Genomic DNA, 604 nt, shown 5'->3' with positions numbered 1-604 from the left:
TAAATCCGGCGGCTTCCGCGGCTTGCGCCAAGTCATATTGCCGCCGCTGGCTTTCGAGATTCCCCAGGACTTGGGACATCGTCGATTGGCGAACATAGACGACGGCGACGCGACTGAGGTGATCAGGCGTGATCTTGATGCTCATGATCACCTCCCGTCATCTGAACCGTCTCGACGCCTGCCGCCTCCAGCAGGAGATCGGCGAGCGCCTGGATCAGGCCTTTGGGATCGGCGCCCAGCGGGTTCTGGGGAATCCGATGCCCCAGATCCAGACCCAGTTGCATCGGCTCACGATATTGGTGTTTTCTCCGCACGTCCTTTCTCCCTCTTCATTGAAGGACGGGATCGTGCGCCCGACGCCTGAGTCGTGCCGAGAAGCTTCAGCACTGCTGCAAATTCGTTGAGCCCCTCAATACTGACCTGCGGCGGCCCAAGCGCCATGCCGGCACAGTAGCTTTCGTCGAACATCCAATTGGAAACCTCGCGGCTAAACCCACGCCGCTCCTCGGTATAGATGCACTTCAAATCCTTGCCGCGTCGGAAAGGTGCGACCTGAAGCGTCCGCCGAAAAAGCGGATGCCACGGATATGCAATTGTCGCGCTT

The 604-nt window shown here is 59.3% G+C and carries 1 protein-coding gene and 2 pseudogenes; all 3 read right to left on the bottom strand.

The window, feature by feature from the left end:
- Positions 1 to 145, bottom strand: a pseudogene (locus FNJ47_RS55585) (recombinase family protein); the annotation flags it as partial.
- Positions 123 to 284, bottom strand: a complete 162-nt coding sequence (locus tag FNJ47_RS55580; protein WP_206685418.1) for a hypothetical protein — start codon at positions 282 to 284, stop codon at positions 123 to 125. The gene FNJ47_RS55580 and the pseudogene FNJ47_RS55585, both read right to left, overlap by 23 nt.
- A gap of 4 nt (positions 285 to 288) precedes the next feature.
- Positions 289 to 604, bottom strand: a pseudogene (locus FNJ47_RS55575) (hypothetical protein); the annotation flags it as partial.

It is taken from the genome of Bradyrhizobium uaiense (assembly GCF_010811875.1).
GTDB classification, from domain to species: Bacteria; Pseudomonadota; Alphaproteobacteria; order Rhizobiales; family Xanthobacteraceae; genus Bradyrhizobium; species Bradyrhizobium uaiense.
This window is presented reverse-complemented; position numbering and strand designations above follow the sequence as displayed.